Below are 12,918 nucleotides of genomic sequence, written 5' to 3' on the forward strand. Positions count from 1 at the left end.
GGTCCGTCAGAAAATAAAGCTGACCCCAACCCACACCGACACGAGGCCCAGCGCAAGCCCCCAAACCCGCCATAGCATGTCACATGCGCGGAAAATCTCCGGCGCGCCGATGTTACGTGGCGCATCACCGTTGATCCAGGCCAGATCGCGGACCTGTCCGTCATAGCTGCGCGGCCCGGCAAGGGCGACGTTTAAGGCGCGCGCCATCGCGGCCTCGGGCCAACCGGCGTTGGGTGAGATATGGCGACGTGCATCCGCGACCATTTCTGGCCAGCGCGCCCATTGACCGGATAGCGCCACGATCATCACGCAGGTCAGACGGGCGGGAATGAGGTTCAACAAATCGTCCAGACGCGCCGCGGCCCAGCCGAAGTCGCGGTACTTTTCTGACCGGTAGCCGATCATGCTATCGGCGGTGTTGACCGCCTTGTAGATCAGCAACCCCGGCAGGCCCGCGACCAGAAACCAGAAGGCGGGCGCAATTACGCCGTCGCTGAGATTTTCGGCAGCGCTCTCAATCGCAGATCGCGCGACCTGCGCCTCGGTCATGTCCCGCGTATCGCGCGAAACGATCATGGCGACTTTGGCGCGGCCCTCGGTTAAGGAGGTGCGCAGACCGTCACCGACAACGCGCACATGGGTCACCAGTGACTTCTGTGCCAGCAGAATTGCGGCAAGGACGATTTCGATCACCGGCCCAAACAGGGTCAGCGCGCGGCCCAGAATCACTGCGCCAAAGATCAGCAGCAGCACGATGGCCACGCCTTTCAAGCGCCTATTCGTTCCGCGGTTCAGGCGCAGGTCCAACCAGCCGATGACAGTGCCGATCATCACTGCCGGATGACGAATGCGCGACCAGAGCCAATCTGGCTCTCCAAGCGCCGCGTCCAGACACATGGCGCAAACCAGCAGAAAAGCTGTGCTCACAACGCGGCCTCAAGCCGGCTCCACCCGTCTGCGGGCGGCAAGCCAAGGCGCAGATAGGTGTTTGAGTAGGGGAATATGCGGCTCCAGATATGGGCGCGGGCCAGCTTGGCCTGCCAAGCGGCGGCATCGTCGACGTCATAAAGGCGGAACAATGTTGTGCCGCCGACTAGTTTTGCATCTTTGCCCGTGACGAGCTCGTCCAGTCGATCTGCAGCATCCGACAATTGCTGACGGGTCGCCTTGGCCCAGTCTGTGTCCTGCAGCGCCTGTTCCCCGATCCGAAGGGCAGGGCCAGAGACGGACCACGGCCCGGTCAGATCGTTCAGCTTTGAGATCAGGTCAGGGCGGCCAATCGCAAATCCCAGTCGTAGCCCGGCCAAACCCCAGAACTTGCCGAAACTTTTCAACACGATCACACCGGGCCGCTCGGCCAAATGAATTAGGGATGCGTCAGGGCAAACGTCACAAAAACTCTCATCAATCACGGTCAGGGGAACATCGGCGTCCTCTACGGTCCAGATACGTCCATCCGGATTATTCGGGTGCACAAGGACGCGCGCCTCGGCTGGACCGTTCGATTGAACTGTCCAACCCTGCGCGGAGAAAGCTGCCGCGTGTTCGTTGTAGGTGGGGGCTGTGATCTGAACCCGACCCGTCGCAGTAAGGGCAGGCATGCGGGCGATTACTGCTGATGCGCCGGGCGCGGGCAGAATCGCGGCACCTTCGGGAACAGACCAGAACTGGCGTGCTGCGGCAGACAGCCGTTCAAACGCACCGTGATCCGGCAGCGCGGCCCAATCCGACGGGTTCAGTCCCGACACCGGATATGGGTGTGGGTTGATGCCGGTGGACAGGTCAAGCCAATCGTCGCGTGCCCCGCCGAACCGGGCGATAGCACCGTCCAGCCCGCCGCCATGGTCGCGCGCGGCACGGGGGTTCAAATCTGCGTTTGGGCTTGCCATCGGTGTTCTCGTCGGAATTGCGTGTTTCCGGTGCTTCAAGCGGATTTTTGCCGCCTACACAAGCAAATCCGCGTGATCGGCCCGGTTGACCGGCACCGTTAACACTTTGTTAAGGAATAAGCGTGATCACAAACCACGGGGGTCGGCACCGCACACTCTACCAAGTGCCGAGGTTGTTGCAAATGAATGTACTGATTGTTGAGAGTAACCCCGACCTTGGTCGGGTCTGGAAAAGACATCTGGAACGGCAAGGCGCCGAAGTGACGCTTGTTGCCGGGCAAGAGGCTGCGATCCTTGCGTTGTATGGCACGGATTTCGATATCATCGTGTTGGATCTGGTGCTGGAAAATGGCAGCGCGTTGGCAGTGGCTGATTTCGCCAGCTATCGCCGCCCCGAGGCGCGGGTGATCTTTGTCACCAACACCACCTTTTTTTCAGACGGATCGATCTTTGCCCACAGCCCAAACGCATGCGCTTATGTGCAAAGCGGCACGCCGCCAGAAGATCTGGCGGCGATGGTAGAGCATTACGCGGCGGGCCGCTGACCGCGCCCGTGCGGTTCCATGTAGTCCAAAACCGGGTTGGTCGGGATGATCCGATGCGGATTGATGCTTTCGTGGCTATAGTGATAGTGGCGCACGATGTGGTGCATGTTCACCGTCGAAGCGACGCCCGGCCATTGATAAAGCTCGCGCGTATAACCCCACAGGTTGGGGTAATCGATCAGTCGCCGCCGGTTGCATTTGAAATGCAGATGATAGACGGGATCGAACCGGATCAGCGTCGTGAACAACCGCCAGTCAGCTTCGGTCAGACGATCCCCCATCAGATAACGGTTTGAAGCCAAACGATCCTCTAACCAGTCCAGCGTTTCAAACAGCGGGTCCACGGCGGCGTCATAAGCTTGTTGGCTGGTGGCAAAGCCGGATTTGTAGACGCCGTTGTTGACGTTGGAATAGATGCGCGCATTCACCTCTTCGATCTCATCGTGCTTCGCTTCGGGCCAGTAATCGTCGGTGTTGCCGGTGATCCTGTAAAAGGCTGAATTGAACATGCGGATGATTTCCGAGCTTTCGTTCGAAACGATCGTCTGCTGTTTCTTGTCCCACAGGATCGGCACTGTGACACGACCCGAATATGTCGGGTCGGCCTTGGTGTAAATCTGGTGAGCAAAGCCCAGACCGTACAGTGTGTCCCCGGTTGCGCCGTAGTCATCAGTCTCGAAGGTCCAGCCTTTGTCCAGCATGTCGGGATGTACCACTGAGACTGAGACGTGCTTGTTCAAACCTTTCAGTTCCCTGAAGATCAGAGTGCGGTGCGCCCATGGACAGGCCAGGCTGACATAGAGGTGGTAGCGGTCGGTTTCAGCGTTGAAGCCACCCTTGCCCGATGGTCCGGCGCTGCCATCTGCCGTCAGCCAATTGCGAAACTGCGCGGCGCTGCGTTTGAACGCGCCGCCCGTGGATTTGGTGTCATACCAAGTGTCGTGCCATTTACCGTCGACCAACAGGCCCATTGCTCATGCCCTCCGAAAAGCGTTTGCGCCAAACATAGGCGGGTACATGGGGCGTTCCTATGCGAGGGCGCGCGCATCCTTCCTGCGCATACGCACAGGAAGGATTGGGATTTCTGTGCAACAAATTGAAATCCCGGCGCTGACTGTGATCAGGTTCACTGGATTTTTACAATTTGCGCCTCACAATAGAATACACTGCCGGGGGAGATATTTTTATGAGTACTTATGTTTCAAAGGAAATTACTGCCGAATTGGATGCGGCGCGAATCGCAGGATTGAAAAAGATCAGCCGCCTTCGTGTCGATATTGGCGACAATACCTACAAGATTCTTCGATTGTGGAAAGACGGATTTACAGTTGAGGCCGAAACCACGCCTCAACTGCGCGGGCTTGTGGATATCTATGATGGTGTCAGTCACTTGTACCAATGCCTAATCATCGCGGATGAGGATGAAGCAGGCGAAATGCGGTACGAGTTTAAACGCAGCACGGCCGCAGCCGACAAGGCTCCGCTGGATTTCTACCGCGCGCCGGACGCGCCGATTGCGTTGCTTGGGCACAAGGATTGAGGGCAGGTCCAACGACATCGCCGTTGGCCGCCTCGTTCACTGCAAATCAGCAAATGCATGCTTTAGCCGGGCGCATGCCTCTTCGACCCGTGCACGCTGAGTGGCCAAGTTAAACCGTTCGAAGGTCTCACCACCTGCGCCGAAACCGGGGCCTGAGGACGTTGCGATTTTGGCATCTTCGCGCAGGCGGCGGACAAACTCTTCATGGGTCATGCCGGTTCCTGAGAATTCTACCCAAGCCAGATAAGTAGCCTGCAACGGCATGGACCACAGACCAGGGATCTCGGCGATTGCTGCGTCAAAGACCTGGCAGTTGCCCGCAAGATGCGCGACCTGCTCGTCAACCCATGCCGCACCCTCGGGCGAATAGGCGGCAGTTATCATCGCCACGCCCAACGCGCTGGGGTCATAGTCCAGCGTCTGAATGCGGTGCCGCATGGCCGCGCGCAGTTTGGGGTCCGGAATGATCATGTTACCGGTGCGTTGACCGGCGATGTTAAATGTCTTGGACGCCGCAGTCAGGGTCACGGTCCACGGCCGCGCATCCGGCGCAGCCACATCCATCGGCACGAACGTATTGCCAGGATAAACCAGATCGTGGTGGATCTCATCCGAGACCAAAATCAACCCATTACGTTCGGCGAATGCGGCCACGGCACGCAGTTCATCCGGTGTCCACACCCGGCCCGAGGGGTTTTGCGGCGAGCACCACAGCAACAGCTTTTCCGACCCGTCCAGACGCGACTGAGCGTCGTCCAGATCCAGGCCATAGGTTTCGCCTTGGCGAACTAGCGGGCACTCGACAACGCGACGTCCCGATTTGTTCACCTTGTGGGCAAACTCATGGTAGACGGGGCTGAAGATGACGACGCCGTCGCCGGGTTCGCTCCAGACATCCAGAGACAGGGCGATCGCATTGCCTAACCCCTGTGAAGTCAGCACCCAATCGGTGTCGATGTCCCAGCTATGGCGGTTCTTCATCCACCACTGAATCGATGCCAGATATTCCGGGTGAATCCACGAATACCCAAAGACCCCATGGTCAGCCGCTTTGCGAACCGCATCAATTACGCAAGGCGCTGTTGGGTAATCGGAATCTGCCGTCCACATGGCCAGCCCGTCCTGCGGGGGCACACCGTAGATTTGCTCCATCTTATCCCATTTTGAACTGTTGGTTCCCCGGCGGTCGATCAGGTCGTTGAAAGTCATGTCTGCTCCATCTGTCCGGACGAAAGCTAGCTACAATTCCAGCGGGTGCAAGGGGGGCGTTGCGGTACAGTGCGGGATGGCCTAAATCAACCCCATGAAACGCAATATCCTGATCCATCCCGACCCCCGCCTGAAAAAGGTCTGCGCGCCCGTGGCAGATATCAGCGACGAGCTGCGCAAGCTGGCAGACGACATGCTGGAGACGATGTATGACGCGCCTGGCGTTGGTCTGGCCGCGCCTCAGATCGGCGTGCTGGATCGGTTGATCGTGTTGGACTGCATTAAGGAAGAGGGCGAAGCCCCGCGTCCGCTGATCATGTTCAACCCCGAGGTCATCGCCTCGTCCGATGAAACCAATGTCTACGAGGAAGGCTGCCTGTCGATCCCCGAGCAATTTGCCGAAGTCACGCGCCCCAAAGTGGTTGATGTCACGTGGATCGACCAGGATGGCAACTTGAAGCAGGAAACATTCGACGGCCTGTGGGCGACTTGTGTTCAGCATGAGATCGACCACCTGAACGGCAAGCTGTTCATCGACTATCTCAAGCCGCTCAAGCGTCAGATGATCACGCGAAAAATGCAGAAACTAAAGCGCGAGCAGGCCCGCGCATGACCGCTCGCACCTGCCTGCCATGGCCCGACAAACGCCTGCGCACCAAGGCCGAGGACGTCGCCGAGATCACCGACGAAATCCGCGCCATCTGGGACGACATGATCGACACGATGGAGGCGATGCCCGGTGTTGGCCTTGCCGCACCGCAATTTGGTGTCTTGTTGCGGCTGGCCGTGGTGGACGGCTCGGTCGAACGCGGTAAGGCTGTGCGTCTGGCGAACCCGGAAATCCTGCACAGCTCAATCGAATTGCGCGAACATGATGAGGCCAGCCCGAACCTGCCTGGTGTTTCGGCCAAGGTGAAGCGCCCACGTGCGGTGACGGTCAAGTTCCTGAATGAGCAGGGGATGGTGGATCGCCGCGACTTTGTCGGGATCGAGGCCACAAGCGTACAGCACCAGATCGACCATCTGAACGGGAAGATGTATTTCGACCGACTCAGCAAGGTCAAACGGGACATGCTGCTGCGCAAAACCAAAAAGCTGGGGTAGAGATGCGCGTTGTATTCATGGGTACGCCCGACTTTTCGGTTCCGGTTCTGGATGCACTGGTCGAAGCTGGGCATGATATCGTCGCCGTGTATTGCCAGCCCCCGCGCCCGGCTGGTCGGGGCAAAAAGGACAGACCGACACCGGTTCACGCACGGGCCGAAGCGTTAGGCCTGACTGTCCGCCATCCGGTGTCTCTGAAATCGTCAGATGAACAGGATGCCTTTGCTGCACTGAACGCAGATGTGGCTGTGGTGGTCGCTTATGGCCTGATCCTACCGCAGCCCATTCTGGACGCGCCTGCCCAGGGATGTCTGAATATCCATGCCAGCCTGTTGCCGCGCTGGCGCGGGGCGGCCCCGATCCATCGCGCCATCATGTCCGGCGATGCGCAAACCGGTATCTGCATCATGCAGATGGAGGCCGGTCTGGACACAGGCCCGGTTCTTATGCGCGAAGCAACCGATATCGGGATCGAGGAAACCACCGACCAGTTGCATGACCGGCTGTCGATAATGGGCTCCAAACTGATCGTTGAGGCTTTGCATGACCTGCCGGATCTGACGCCCGAGCCGCAGCCCGAGGTCGGTGTGACCTATGCCGCCAAGATCGACAAATCAGAGGCACGGATTGACTGGTCCCGGCCCGCAGCCGAGGTGGACCGGCAGATCCGCGGTCTGTCCCCGTTCCCAGGTGCCTGGACCGAGATTGACGGAGACCGCGTGAAACTACTGGCGTCGCGTCTGGCCGAGGGGCAAGGCGTACCCGGCGAAGCTCTGGACGATGCCTTGACAGTAGCTTGCGGCGAGGGTGCCGTTGATCTGTTGCGCCTGCAACGGGCGGGCAAAGGCGCACAGGATAAGGAAACCTTTCTGCGGGGCTGGCCTGTGGCCAAGGGAAGTCGGATTTAGAAGGAATAACAGACTTGTACATGACTTTGATGGGGACGGTGTTAATCGCAGCCGTCGTTGGAAGCCTCGCGGAGAAAACCGGGTTTACCCGAAACGGCTATCTGCAATCTATCATCATTTGTATCGGCGGTGCCTTTCTGTTTTTCTTTGCTCAGATCATGTTTGGCAGGATGTTCGGGTTTAGCCTTGCTTTTGGGTCCCCGGGATTGAACGCTATTGTGTCATCCGTCGGCGCGCTGATCATCGTGCCGACTCATTGGAGGAAGTGACATGCCTGTCATCGCCCTGATCGTCATCGGAGCCGCCGCAGGGTTCCTGGCCACCCGTTTAATGCGGATCGAGGCCAACATTCCCACAACCATGTTGATTGGCATCGTTGGTGCACTGGTTGGCGGATTTCTGTTGCGGGCTTTGATCACCGTGGCAGGATGGTTGTCCGGATTTGTAGGCGCGGTTCTGGGCGCGCTGCTGGTAATCTGGATATGGCAGACCTATCTGCGGCGTTGAGCGGGGCTACCGCTCGTCGCAAATCACTGTTGATCCCAACGATTTCGAATTGCGCGTCGCCATATTGAATCGATTGGCTTCCTCTGCTGACATCCAGTGCATTTCGTCCTCGGACGCTGCATCAAGCGTGAACCAATAAAAGGCCGGGTCGACACCAATATCATTGAAATAGTCGAGATAGCGATCGTGCTCGGGGTGGTTTTCGGGCAGGTTGGCAGCCACAAATCCGCCGCCGCCCCAGCTATGAACCCCGACACATGCGCCAGGTTCTAGAGTGCGTCGATTGCCGGCCAGGAACAGATCGGTGCCACCAGAGGCGACCAAGCCGTTTGAGGGCACCACAGTATCGAACCCTTCGTCTCGCACAATGCGGCTGAAAACGACATTTGCATCATCATCGACCGAGCCTTCGATGTTCTGCAGTACAAGTGTCTTGATCTCGGGATTGGCCGCAGTGATTTCTTCAAAAGCGCTGAGTGTCGTGTGATCAATAGCCCCCGAAGCAACGATTTCGTCGCCCTGTACAACGAAGCTGACGGCGTCGTATCGCTCTGCACACGCACCCAGAAGAGCCAGTGAGGCGACAAAAATGGGGAAAGTGAATTTCATTTCAGTTCTCACTTCTGTGGCACAGGAAATGCAGATCGAACATTTTGCACCCATTTATTGCCGCGGCGGGCGCGCCTTGTAAACCGGAAGCCGCCAGCCAAACACCAATGATCCCGCCGCAATGCCCAGCAGATCAACGCACATGCGGCCAATGTGGCCAGCTCGTCGAAACCAAGTCGGGTTGCGATCACTGCGGCAAAAGCCCCGGCAAACGCGCAAGAGACGTAGAGCTCGCCTTGTTTCAGGACCAGTGGCACTTCGTTGCAGACCACGTCCCGCATTAAGCCGCCAAGGCAGCCCGTTGTGACGCCCATCAGCACAACGATGACACCGGATTGGTTCAGCGACAAGGCTGCGCCAGCACCTGCTGCTGCGGCAATCGACAGGGCGAAACTGTCCAGCCAGACCAGCAAGTTGTATCGGCTTTCCACCAAATGAGCAGTAAAAAACACAACCACGGCAGCCGCTGTGGCGATCAGGATATAGTCCGGTTGACCAACCCAAAACACCGGGTGCCGGTCCAGCAGCAGGTCGCGGACGGTTCCGCCGCCCACAGCAGTCAGGCAGGCCATAAAGGCAAAACCCACCAAATCCAGCTGTGCCCGGCTAGCCACCAATGCACCCGTCAGGGCAAAAACCAGAACTGAGGCATAGTCGAGCAGTGCCAGACCGCTCACGTTTGCGCCTTTTTGGGTTTGAAGGGGGCCATGCCCGCGCGGGCCAGCTCGTCGGCTTTTTCGTTTTCGGGATGGCCTGCATGGCCCTTGACCCATTCCCACGTCACGTCATGGCGCGCCTGCGCCTCGTCCAGTCGCTGCCACAGGTCGACATTCTTGACCGGCTTCTTGTTCGAGGTTTTCCAGCCGTTGCGCTTCCAGCCGAAAATCCAGCCGGTGACGCCATTCTTCACATAGGCGCTGTCGGTTACCACGGTGATCTTCGAGGCCCGCTCCAGCGTTTCCAGCGCGCTGATCGCTGCCAGCAATTCCATGCGATTGTTGGTGGTTTCAGCCTCGCCGCCGTTCAGCTCGCGCTCTTTCAGGACTTTTTCGCCGTCCATCGCGCGCATCAGCACGCCCCAGCCCCCGGGGCCAGGATTGCCCGAACAGGCACCATCAGTATAGGCAAACAATTCAGGCATGGGCGATCACCAGAATAAAGCCGTCATAAGACCCGGCCAGACCTTTGCTGACTCCGGTTGTAATCCGGTCAATTGTGAACCCTGCCTCGGCCAGCGCCTCTTCGATCTCGGTCTGTGAGAAATAGGTGTAATAGCGATCAATGTCGTCACGGTGTTCACCGGTTCCCAGTTTCAGACCAAGGAAAAAGATACCCTCGGGCTTCAATGCCCGGTGGATGGCCGCCAAATGGCGCGGGAAATCCTTGCGCGGTGCATGCAGCAGCGAAAAGCTGGCATAGATGCCGTCAAACGTGGCCGTATCGGTCACATCGTCAAATGTACCGACATGCGCATCTACGCCATTTTCGCGGGCGTGTTCCACAAAGGCCGGCGTCGCATCCAATGCCCGAACCCGCAGCCCCTCACGCAGGAAAAACATGCTATCCGCCCCAGGGCCTGAGCCGAGGTCCAGCACATAGCCACCCGGCGCAACCGCTTCGGCAAAGGCCATACGCGCTTCGATCTGTTCGGGCGGCAATGGGACGCTCAGATACTCGGCAACACGCGTGGTGTAGGCATCAATTGTCTTGCGATCGGTCACAGGTACACTCCTACGGCAAGGCATATCAGGACGATGGCTGTCAGCAGAACGCGCAGCCTCAGCCACCATGTTGGGGTCAGCCGCCAATATGCAAATATCGCATCCAACATCAGCAAACCGGCGAAGCCGTACATCAGGTTGATGCCCGCCTCGACAGGTCCACCGCCGGTCATGAAAAACGCCCAAAGCGCCGGGAGGACTGACAGCACATAGCATGTCGCTGCCTTACTGCCCGAGGTCTTGGTGGCGAACCCCCACAGAACACCGGACATAAAACTTAAGATCACCGAGCCGTAGAACAGTTGAATATACGGCCCGACGAACCGCGACCCAAGCTCTTGCCTGCCCCAATCCTGCAAATCGCCGTTCAAGGAGGTCAGCGCGCCCCAAATGAACGGGATCAGCCCCGCCAGCGCTAGAACCAACGGCGCCTTGGGGACGCCTCTCATGCGGTTTGCCTCAGGACGCGGGGCACTTTGAATTCGACATTTTCGACGGCAGTTTCGACCAGTTCAACCGTTACGTCATAATGGTTGTTGAAAGCGTCAATCACCTCATTCACCAGCACTTCGGGTGCTGACGCGCCTGCGGTAATGGCGATGGATGAGATGCCTTCCAGCGCCCGCCAGTCGATATCGTGGGCGCGCTGCACCAATTGCGCATAGTTGCACCCGGCGCGCGCCGCGACCTCGACCAGTCGGCGTGAGTTCGAAGAGTTCGGTGCGCCGACAACAAGCAAAGCATCCGATTTCGGAGCCACGGCCTTAACGGCCTCTTGCCGGTTCGTGGTGGCGTAGCAAATGTCCTCTTTATGCGGGCCAACGATGGCCGGGAACCGGGCTTCGAGGGCCGCGATAATGTCCTTGGTGTCATCCACCGAAAGCGTCGTCTGGGTGACAAATGCCAGCTTTTCCGGATTGCGCACCTGAACCGAGGCCACGTCATCAACGGTTTCAACCAGCAGCACTTCGCCGTCAGGCAATTGGCCCATGGTGCCGATGGTTTCCGGATGGCCCTTGTGCCCGATCATGATCATCTGCAATCCGGCTTCAGCATGGCGCTGCGCCTCGACATGAACCTTGGAGACAAGCGGGCAGGTGGCATCGACGTAGATCATTTCCCGCTGGGCTGCTGATGCTGGGACGGATTTTGGGACGCCGTGGGCTGAAAAGATCACGGGTCGGTCGTTAGGACACTCGTCCAGCTCTTCGACAAAAACGGCCCCCTTGGCGCGCAGACCATCGACGACAAATTTGTTGTGCACGATTTCATGCCGCACATAGACCGGAGCCCCCCATTTCTGCAGCGCCATTTCAACGATCTTGATCGCCCGGTCGACACCGGCGCAGAACCCGCGCGGCGCGGCGAGGTATAGGGTAAGGGGCGGCTTGGTCATGTCTTGGTCTCCATAGGCCACAGGTAAGTCTTTTCCCGGCTATGGTCTAGACAGGACATTGTCATTGATCTGACATGAATCACTGCTAGCCAGCAGGTGTTTCAGTACCTGCTTTTAGTTAAAGAAGCGCGGCCAGGTTGGTACAGCCTGACCGCGCTAATTTCTTCCCCCGGGCTTGGTGAGTGGCCGGGTCTTACTGTCCACCCGCAGCAACGCTGCGAGGCTCCATGGGCATTTCACGCGGAGGTCGCCCGATCACGTCGCGCAGGTCTTCAAGTTCGATGAAGTTGTCAGCCTGGCGACGCAGCTCGTCCGAGATCATCGGCGGCTGGCTGCGGATGGTCGAAACCACCGAAACGCGCACGCCCTGACGTTGCAAGCTGGCAATCAGCGGGCGGAAATCCCCATCGCCCGAGAACAACACGATATGATCGACACGCGGTGCCAGTTCCATGGCGTCGACTGTCAGTTCGATATCCATGTTACCTTTGACTTTCCGACGCCCCATGCTGTCGGTGTATTCCTTCGCCGGTTTTGTCACCATGGTGAAGCCGTTGTAATGCAGCCAGTCAACCAAGGGGCGGATCGGGGAATACTCATCGTTTTCCAATAGCGCCGTATAGTAAAAAGCCCGAAGCATCTTGCCGCGGCGCATAAACTCCTGGCGCAGCAATTTGTAGTCGATGTCAAACCCCAGTGCTTTTGCGGCCGCATAAAGATTCGAGCCGTCGATGAACAGCGCTAGCCGTTCGTCTTTATAGAACATAAATAGGTCCTTCCGGTACAATACAGGACGCCGTGGTGTTACGTGAGTGGGTATTTGGAAATATGCGGCGCGCTGATCTTCTATAATTAGGCCATTTCGGTCGTATCGCAAGCATGCAATTCGCCGAATATAGTGAATGGAACGTACAAATCTATGTCAAAAGCGGTTATCGCGCTGGGCGCAAATCTCAAATTGAGAGGTGTTGGCCCCAAGGTGACACTTCAAAGCGCACTTGACGCGATGTTGCGTCAAGGCGTGGTGATTCGTGCCGTCAGCCGTTTTTTTGAGACCCCGTGCTTCCCGGCAGGTGCCGGGCCCGACTATATTAACGCAGCTGCAGTGATCGAAACGGACAGGACACCAGCCGATTTGTTGCACCTGCTTCACCAGATTGAGCATCAGTTTGGTCGCGAAAGGGTGCAGCGATGGGGTATGCGAACGCTGGATCTTGATCTGGTGTGCTATGATGATTTGGTTCTGCCGGATCGCACCGTATATGACAGCTGGCTGACCCTGCCAGCACAGGAACAGACGCAAAAGGCGCCGGATCGGCTGATTATTCCACATCCGCGTCTGCAGGATCGTGCTTTTGTACTTGTTCCGATGGCGGACGTAGCCCCGGATTGGCGGCATCCTGTGCTGGGCCGGACGGTAACTGAAATGCTGGCAGACCTGCCCGCGGCGGATATTGCAGAGGTCACGGCTGTGTGAACGTTGCATTTGC

At 58.2% G+C, this 12,918-nt stretch carries 18 protein-coding genes and 1 pseudogene; 8 read left to right on the top strand and 11 right to left on the bottom strand.

Translation table 11 applies throughout. The features are described from left to right. Positions 1–6 precede the first annotated feature (6 nt). Positions 7–927, bottom strand: coding sequence for an adenosylcobinamide-phosphate synthase CbiB (gene cbiB, locus QMP16_RS15930; protein ID WP_282153170.1), 921 nt, complete (start codon positions 925–927; stop codon positions 7–9). After that, positions 924–1,889 (bottom strand): threonine-phosphate decarboxylase, encoded by a 966-nt coding sequence (locus tag QMP16_RS15935; protein WP_282153171.1) that lies wholly within the window; start codon positions 1,887–1,889, stop codon positions 924–926. Before QMP16_RS15935 ends, cbiB begins: the two co-directional genes overlap by 4 nt. A 182-nt stretch (positions 1,890–2,071) precedes the next feature. On the opposite strand from QMP16_RS15935, the gene QMP16_RS15940 reads away from it, so the two are divergent. Continuing rightward, the gene (locus QMP16_RS15940; protein ID WP_108861296.1) at positions 2,072–2,434 is read left to right on the top strand and encodes a response regulator transcription factor; all 363 of its coding nucleotides are present in this window, start codon (positions 2,072–2,074) and stop codon (positions 2,432–2,434) included. Here the strand turns inward: QMP16_RS15940 and QMP16_RS15945 are convergent. Continuing rightward, a complete protein-coding gene (locus QMP16_RS15945) occupies positions 2,416–3,405 on the bottom strand; it encodes a glutathione S-transferase family protein (protein ID WP_282153172.1) in 990 nt (329 codons plus the stop codon). The genes QMP16_RS15940 and QMP16_RS15945 overlap by 19 nt on opposite strands. A 215-nt stretch (positions 3,406–3,620) precedes the next feature. Here QMP16_RS15945 and QMP16_RS15950 point away from each other — a divergent pair, with 215 nt between their 5' ends. Then, positions 3,621–3,974, top strand: coding sequence for a hypothetical protein (locus QMP16_RS15950; RefSeq protein ID WP_109312266.1), 354 nt, complete (start codon positions 3,621–3,623; stop codon positions 3,972–3,974). A 36-nt stretch (positions 3,975–4,010) separates the two neighbouring features. On the opposite strand, the gene QMP16_RS15955 is transcribed toward QMP16_RS15950, so the two are convergent. After that, the gene (locus tag QMP16_RS15955; protein WP_108861293.1) at positions 4,011–5,183 is read right to left on the bottom strand and encodes a MalY/PatB family protein; all 1,173 of its coding nucleotides are present in this window, start codon (positions 5,181–5,183) and stop codon (positions 4,011–4,013) included. A gap of 94 nt (positions 5,184–5,277) precedes the next feature. On the opposite strand from QMP16_RS15955, the gene def (QMP16_RS15960) reads away from it, so the two are divergent. Genes def (QMP16_RS15960) through QMP16_RS15980 form a run of 5 tightly spaced genes read left to right on the top strand, consistent with a single transcriptional unit; the run spans position 5,278 to position 7,702 of the window. Further along, on the top strand, positions 5,278–5,796 hold the full coding sequence (gene def, locus QMP16_RS15960; protein ID WP_282153173.1) for a peptide deformylase: 519 nt from the start codon (positions 5,278–5,280) through the stop codon (positions 5,794–5,796). Continuing rightward, on the top strand, positions 5,793–6,287 hold the full coding sequence (gene def / locus QMP16_RS15965) for a peptide deformylase (protein ID WP_282153174.1): 495 nt from the start codon (positions 5,793–5,795) through the stop codon (positions 6,285–6,287). The genes def (QMP16_RS15960) and def (QMP16_RS15965) overlap by 4 nt, the downstream gene beginning before the upstream one ends. 2 nt (positions 6,288–6,289) lie before the next feature. Further along, positions 6,290–7,195, top strand: a complete 906-nt coding sequence (fmt, locus tag QMP16_RS15970) for a methionyl-tRNA formyltransferase (RefSeq protein ID WP_282120845.1) — start codon at positions 6,290–6,292, stop codon at positions 7,193–7,195. Positions 7,196–7,209: 14 nt separating this feature from the next. Then, a complete protein-coding gene (locus QMP16_RS15975) occupies positions 7,210–7,464 on the top strand; it encodes a hypothetical protein (RefSeq protein ID WP_282120846.1) in 255 nt (84 codons plus the stop codon). 1 nt (position 7,465) lies between these two features. Beyond that, complete coding sequence (locus QMP16_RS15980; protein ID WP_058273291.1) at positions 7,466–7,702, top strand: GlsB/YeaQ/YmgE family stress response membrane protein; 237 nt, start codon at positions 7,466–7,468, stop codon at positions 7,700–7,702. A gap of 6 nt (positions 7,703–7,708) precedes the next feature. Here the strand turns inward: QMP16_RS15980 and QMP16_RS15985 are convergent, their stop codons facing one another. The 7 genes and pseudogenes from QMP16_RS15985 to QMP16_RS16015 all read right to left on the bottom strand — a co-directional run bounded on the left by QMP16_RS15985 (position 7,709) and on the right by QMP16_RS16015 (position 12,194). Then, positions 7,709–8,311 (bottom strand): alpha/beta hydrolase, encoded by a 603-nt coding sequence (locus tag QMP16_RS15985; RefSeq protein WP_282153175.1) that lies wholly within the window; start codon positions 8,309–8,311, stop codon positions 7,709–7,711. A gap of 54 nt (positions 8,312–8,365) precedes the next feature. After that, a pseudogene (locus QMP16_RS15990) lies at positions 8,366–8,988 on the bottom strand (trimeric intracellular cation channel family protein). Next, positions 8,985–9,452, bottom strand: coding sequence for a ribonuclease HI (rnhA, locus tag QMP16_RS15995; protein ID WP_108861286.1), 468 nt, complete (start codon positions 9,450–9,452; stop codon positions 8,985–8,987). Before rnhA ends, QMP16_RS15990 begins: the two are co-directional and overlap by 4 nt. Continuing rightward, positions 9,445–10,032: a class I SAM-dependent methyltransferase gene (locus QMP16_RS16000; RefSeq protein WP_282153176.1), complete on the bottom strand. Its 588-nt coding sequence runs from the start codon at positions 10,030–10,032 to the stop codon at positions 9,445–9,447. The genes rnhA and QMP16_RS16000 overlap by 8 nt, the downstream gene beginning before the upstream one ends. Then, on the bottom strand, positions 10,029–10,481 hold the full coding sequence (locus QMP16_RS16005; RefSeq protein ID WP_108861284.1) for a DUF3429 domain-containing protein: 453 nt from the start codon (positions 10,479–10,481) through the stop codon (positions 10,029–10,031). Before QMP16_RS16005 ends, QMP16_RS16000 begins: the two co-directional genes overlap by 4 nt. Next, positions 10,478–11,428 (bottom strand): 4-hydroxy-3-methylbut-2-enyl diphosphate reductase, encoded by a 951-nt coding sequence (gene ispH / locus QMP16_RS16010; RefSeq protein WP_282120851.1) that lies wholly within the window; start codon positions 11,426–11,428, stop codon positions 10,478–10,480. Before ispH ends, QMP16_RS16005 begins: the two co-directional genes overlap by 4 nt. A 193-nt stretch (positions 11,429–11,621) precedes the next feature. Continuing rightward, complete coding sequence (locus tag QMP16_RS16015; protein WP_058278950.1) at positions 11,622–12,194, bottom strand: NYN domain-containing protein; 573 nt, start codon at positions 12,192–12,194, stop codon at positions 11,622–11,624. 153 nt (positions 12,195–12,347) lie between these two features. Here QMP16_RS16015 and folK point away from each other — a divergent pair, with 153 nt between their 5' ends. Further along, entirely contained in the window at positions 12,348–12,905 is a 558-nt protein-coding gene (gene folK, locus QMP16_RS16020) for a 2-amino-4-hydroxy-6-hydroxymethyldihydropteridine diphosphokinase (protein WP_282153177.1), read from the top strand. Positions 12,906–12,918 lie beyond the last annotated feature (13 nt).

It is taken from the genome of Ruegeria atlantica (assembly GCF_947495585.1).
GTDB classification, from domain to species: domain Bacteria; phylum Pseudomonadota; class Alphaproteobacteria; order Rhodobacterales; family Rhodobacteraceae; genus Ruegeria; species Ruegeria atlantica_G.

What these genes read in the sequence shown, in the direction of transcription:
- folK (WP_282153177.1), top strand. Translation starts at nt 12,348, where the DNA reads ATGTCAAAAGCGGTTATCGCGCTGGGCGCAAATCTCAAATTGAGAGGT.
- QMP16_RS15950 (WP_109312266.1), top strand. Translation starts at nt 3,621, where the DNA reads ATGAGTACTTATGTTTCAAAGGAAATTACTGCCGAATTGGATGCGGCG.
- QMP16_RS15935 (WP_282153171.1), bottom strand. Translation starts at nt 1,889, where the DNA reads ATGGCAAGCCCAAACGCAGATTTGAACCCCCGTGCCGCGCGCGACCAT.
- QMP16_RS15955 (WP_108861293.1), bottom strand. Translation starts at nt 5,183, where the DNA reads ATGACTTTCAACGACCTGATCGACCGCCGGGGAACCAACAGTTCAAAA.
- rnhA (WP_108861286.1), bottom strand. Translation starts at nt 9,452, where the DNA reads ATGCCTGAATTGTTTGCCTATACTGATGGTGCCTGTTCGGGCAATCCT.
- def (WP_282153174.1), top strand. Translation starts at nt 5,793, where the DNA reads ATGACCGCTCGCACCTGCCTGCCATGGCCCGACAAACGCCTGCGCACC.
- QMP16_RS16015 (WP_058278950.1), bottom strand. Translation starts at nt 12,194, where the DNA reads ATGTTCTATAAAGACGAACGGCTAGCGCTGTTCATCGACGGCTCGAAT.
- def (WP_282153173.1), top strand. Translation starts at nt 5,278, where the DNA reads ATGAAACGCAATATCCTGATCCATCCCGACCCCCGCCTGAAAAAGGTC.
- QMP16_RS15985 (WP_282153175.1), bottom strand. Translation starts at nt 8,311, where the DNA reads ATGAAATTCACTTTCCCCATTTTTGTCGCCTCACTGGCTCTTCTGGGT.
- ispH (WP_282120851.1), bottom strand. Translation starts at nt 11,428, where the DNA reads ATGACCAAGCCGCCCCTTACCCTATACCTCGCCGCGCCGCGCGGGTTC.
- QMP16_RS15940 (WP_108861296.1), top strand. Translation starts at nt 2,072, where the DNA reads ATGAATGTACTGATTGTTGAGAGTAACCCCGACCTTGGTCGGGTCTGG.
- QMP16_RS16005 (WP_108861284.1), bottom strand. Translation starts at nt 10,481, where the DNA reads ATGAGAGGCGTCCCCAAGGCGCCGTTGGTTCTAGCGCTGGCGGGGCTG.
- QMP16_RS15945 (WP_282153172.1), bottom strand. Translation starts at nt 3,405, where the DNA reads ATGGGCCTGTTGGTCGACGGTAAATGGCACGACACTTGGTATGACACC.
- fmt (WP_282120845.1), top strand. Translation starts at nt 6,290, where the DNA reads ATGCGCGTTGTATTCATGGGTACGCCCGACTTTTCGGTTCCGGTTCTG.
- QMP16_RS15980 (WP_058273291.1), top strand. Translation starts at nt 7,466, where the DNA reads ATGCCTGTCATCGCCCTGATCGTCATCGGAGCCGCCGCAGGGTTCCTG.